At 55.9% G+C, this 4,037-nt stretch carries 6 protein-coding genes; all 6 read left to right on the top strand.

Features of this window, described 5'->3' with window-relative positions; genetic code table 11:
- Positions 1-116 precede the first annotated feature (116 nt).
- On the top strand, positions 117-374 hold the full coding sequence (gene atpE, locus AC1DH9_RS24355; protein WP_019694395.1) for a F0F1 ATP synthase subunit C: 258 nt from the start codon (positions 117-119) through the stop codon (positions 372-374).
- Positions 375-432: 58 nt separating this feature from the next.
- Positions 433-903, top strand: coding sequence for a F0F1 ATP synthase subunit B (locus AC1DH9_RS24350; RefSeq protein ID WP_054594855.1), 471 nt, complete (start codon positions 433-435; stop codon positions 901-903).
- Positions 904-915: 12 nt separating this feature from the next.
- Positions 916-1,452, top strand: a complete 537-nt coding sequence (locus tag AC1DH9_RS24345; protein WP_054594854.1) for a F0F1 ATP synthase subunit delta — start codon at positions 916-918, stop codon at positions 1,450-1,452.
- 21 nt (positions 1,453-1,473) lie between these two features.
- Positions 1,474-3,018, top strand: a complete 1,545-nt coding sequence (gene atpA / locus AC1DH9_RS24340; RefSeq protein ID WP_477808918.1) for a F0F1 ATP synthase subunit alpha — start codon at positions 1,474-1,476, stop codon at positions 3,016-3,018.
- A gap of 50 nt (positions 3,019-3,068) precedes the next feature.
- The gene (gene atpG, locus AC1DH9_RS24335) at positions 3,069-3,929 is read left to right on the top strand and encodes a F0F1 ATP synthase subunit gamma (RefSeq protein ID WP_477808917.1); all 861 of its coding nucleotides are present in this window, start codon (positions 3,069-3,071) and stop codon (positions 3,927-3,929) included.
- A 27-nt stretch (positions 3,930-3,956) separates the two neighbouring features.
- Positions 3,957-4,037: hypothetical protein (locus AC1DH9_RS24330; RefSeq protein ID WP_477808919.1), on the top strand; the 81-nt coding region annotated here is incomplete at its 3' end.

Here is a 4,037-nt window from a genome sequence, read left to right as displayed (position 1 = left end):
CTGATGTCCCTCTCGCCTTGGCGAGAGGGGGCCCGTACCGGGCTCGATGAAACGATTTGTTTTACCGCTTTAATCTAAAAAACCTAAACCATACGACGTAAAAGTCGGGAGGAAAGATGGAAACTGTAGTTGGTCTAACCGCTATCGCTGTTGCACTGTTGATCGGCCTGGGCGCACTGGGTACCGCAATTGGTTTCGGCCTGTTGGGCGGCAAGTTCCTGGAAGGCGCAGCGCGCCAGCCAGAAATGGTTCCAATGCTGCAAGTCAAAATGTTCATCGTTGCCGGTCTGCTCGACGCCGTAACCATGATCGGCGTTGGTATCGCTCTGTTCTTCACCTTCGCGAACCCTTTCGTTGGTCAACTCGCTCACTAATCACTCGGATTTTCGAGTTGAGCAAGTCTGATGGACAACGAACGAGCGAGGTGTTGGCGTGAACATTAATGCAACCCTGATTGGCCAGTCCGTTGCGTTCTTCATTTTTGTACTGTTTTGCATGAAGTTCGTGTGGCCTCCGGTCATCGCGGCTTTGCACGAACGTCAGAAGAAGATCGCGGATGGACTGGACGCTGCCGCCCGAGCAGCTCGCGACCTGGAATTGGCCCAAGATAAAGCGGGTCAACAACTGCGCGAAGCTAAAGCTCAGGCAGCCGAAATCATTGAGCAAGCCAAGAAGCGCGGTAATCAGATCGTCGAAGAGGCTGTTGATAAAGCCCGTGTCGACGCTGAACGTGTGAAATTGCAGGCTCAGGCCGAGATCGAACAGGAACTGAACAGTGTCAAAGACGCGCTGCGTGCCCAACTGGGTGCACTGGCCGTTGGCGGCGCCGAGAAGATCCTGGGTGCCACAATCGATCAAAACGCGCACGCGGAGCTGGTAAACAAACTGGCTGCTGAAATTTAAGCGAGGGCGATCATGGCAGAACTGACCACGTTGGCCCGACCTTACGCTAAGGCAGCCTTCGAGCATGCCCAGGCCCACCAGCAACTGGCCTCTTGGTCAGCCATGCTCGGCCTGGCTGCAGCAGTGTCGCAAGACGACACCATGCAGCGCGTGCTCAAGGCCCCGCGACTGACGAGCGCAGACAAGGCCGCCACGTTTATTGACGTGTGCGGCGACAAGTTTGATGCCAAGGCACAGAACTTCATCAACGTCGTTGCCGAAAACGACCGTCTCCCGCTTTTGCCGGAGATATCCGCTCTGTTCGACCTGTACAAGGCAGAACAAGAGAAGTCGGTAGACGTTGAAGTGACCAGTGCTTTCGCGTTGAACCAAGAACAGCAAGACAAACTCGCCAAGGTTCTCAGTGCACGACTCAACCGGGAAGTGCGCCTGCAAGTCGAGGAAGACAAATCCCTGATAGGGGGCATTGTCATCCGCGCCGGCGACCTGGTTATCGATGGCTCGGTTCGCGGCAAACTCGCGAACCTTGCCGAAGCATTGAAATCTTGAGTTTGAAGGGGCAGCAGAGCAATGCAGCAACTCAATCCTTCCGAAATAAGTGAAATTATCAAGGGCCGCATCGAAAAGCTCGATGTGACCTCCCAAGCCCGTAACGAAGGCACTGTCGTCAGCGTATCTGACGGCATCGTGYGGATTCACGGTCTGGCCGACGTAATGTACGGCGAGATGATCGAGTTTCCGGGCGGCGTCTACGGTATGGCCCTCAACCTGGAGCAAGACTCTGTAGGCGCCGTTGTATTGGGCTCTTACCAGACTCTGGCCGAAGGCATGAGCGCCAAGTGCACTGGCCGCATCCTCGAAGTTCCGGTTGGTAAGGAACTGCTGGGTCGCGTAGTCGATGCACTGGGTAACCCAGTTGACGGCAAAGGTCCGCTGAACAACACCGAGACCGACGCGGTCGAGAAAGTTGCTCCAGGCGTGATCTGGCGTAAGTCGGTAGACCAGCCTGTACAGACTGGCTACAAGGCTGTTGACGCCATGATCCCTGTCGGCCGTGGCCAGCGTGAGCTGATCATCGGTGACCGTCAGATCGGTAAAACCGCTCTGGCGATCGACGCGATCATCAACCAGAAAGACAGCGGCATCTTCTGCGTCTACGTAGCTATCGGTCAGAAACAATCGACCATCGCCAACGTGGTTCGCAAGCTGGAAGAAAACGGCGCCTTGGCTAACACCATCGTCGTAGCTGCCAGTGCCTCGGAATCGGCTGCACTGCAATTCCTGGCACCGTACTCCGGTTGCACCATGGGCGAATATTTCCGCGACCGCGGTGAAGACGCGCTGATCGTTTATGACGATCTGTCGAAGCAAGCAGTGGCTTACCGCCAGATTTCCCTGCTGCTGCGCCGTCCACCAGGCCGTGAAGCCTACCCAGGCGACGTGTTCTATCTCCACTCCCGTCTGCTGGRGCGCGCATCCCGCGTTTCGGAAGAATACGTAGAGAAGTTCACCAACGGTGCCGTGACTGGCAAGACCGGTTCCCTGACCGCTCTGCCAATCATTGAAACCCAGGCTGGCGACGTTTCCGCGTTCGTTCCGACCAACGTGATTTCGATCACCGACGGTCAGATCTTCCTGGAATCGGCCATGTTCAACTCCGGGATCCGTCCTGCAGTGAACGCCGGTGTTTCGGTATCCCGTGTGGGTGGTGCCGCTCAGACCAAGATCATCAAGAAGCTTTCCGGTGGTATCCGTACCGCTCTGGCTCAGTACCGTGAACTGGCTGCATTCGCCCAGTTCGCTTCTGACCTGGACGAAGCCACTCGCAAGCAGCTTGAGCACGGTCAGCGCGTTACCGAGCTGATGAAGCAGAAGCAATATGCGCCGATGTCCATTGCCGACATGTCGTTGTCCCTGTATGCCGCTGAACGTGGCTTCCTGGTAGACATCGAGATTCCAAAAATCGGTAGCTTCGAGCAGGCCATGATTGCTTACTTCAACCGCGATCACGCCGAATTGATGGCGAAGATCAACGTGAAGGGTGACTTCAATGACGAAATCGACGCTGGCCTGAAAGCCGGTATCGAGAAGTTCAAGGCCACCCAAACCTGGTAAGCCGCAGCGGGGGCCGAGAGGCTCCCGCTTGCTAACCTGATAGGTGTTACATGGCAGGCGCAAAAGAGATTCGCAGTAAGATTGCGAGCATCAAAAGCACGCAAAAAATTACCAGCGCCATGGAAAAAGTGGCGGTCAGCAAAATGCGCAAGGCACAAATGCGCATGTCGGCTAGCCGTCCTTACGCGGAGCGCATCCGCCAGGTTATTGGTCATCTGGCCAACGCTAACCCGGAATATCGCCACCCGTTCATGATCGAGCGTGCTATCAAGCGCGTTGGTTATGTCGTCGTGAGCAGTGACCGTGGTCTGTGTGGTGGCTTGAACACCAACCTGTTCAAGGCTTTGGTCAAGGACATGGCGGTAAACCGCGAACAAGGCGTCGAGATCGATCTGTGCGTGATTGGTARCAAAGGTGCGGCTTTCTTCCGTAACTTCGGCGGTAACGTCGTTGCAGCTATCAGCCACCTGGGTGAAGAGCCGTCGATCAATGATCTGATCGGCAGCGTCAAGGTGATGCTGGATGCCTACCTGGACGGCCGTATTGACCGCCTGTGCGTGGTGTCCAACAAGTTCATCAACACCATGACGCAACAGCCTACCGTGGAGCAGTTGATTCCACTGGTGGCGACCCCGGATCAAGAACTCAAGCACCACTGGGACTATCTCTACGAACCGGATGCCAAGGAGCTGMTTGACGGCTTGATGGTCCGCTACGTGGAGTCGCAGGTCTACCAGGCGGTGGTCGAGAACAACGCAGCTGAACAAGCGGCGCGGATGATCGCAATGAAGAACGCTACCGACAACGCCGGTGACTTGATCAGCGATTTGCAGCTGATCTACAACAAGGCGCGTCAGGCTGCGATCACCCAAGAGATCTCGGAAATCGTCGGCGGCGCTGCCGCGGTTTAACGGTTCAAATATTCAGAGGATCCAGCTATGAGTAGCGGACGTATCGTTCAAATCATCGGCGCCGTTATCGACGTGGAATTTCCACGCGACAGCGTACCGAGCATCTAC

Source organism: Pseudomonas sp. 05T35, from assembly GCF_056396605.1.
The sequence above is the reverse complement of the archived record's forward strand: the minus strand, read 5'-3'. Positions and strand labels throughout refer to the sequence as shown.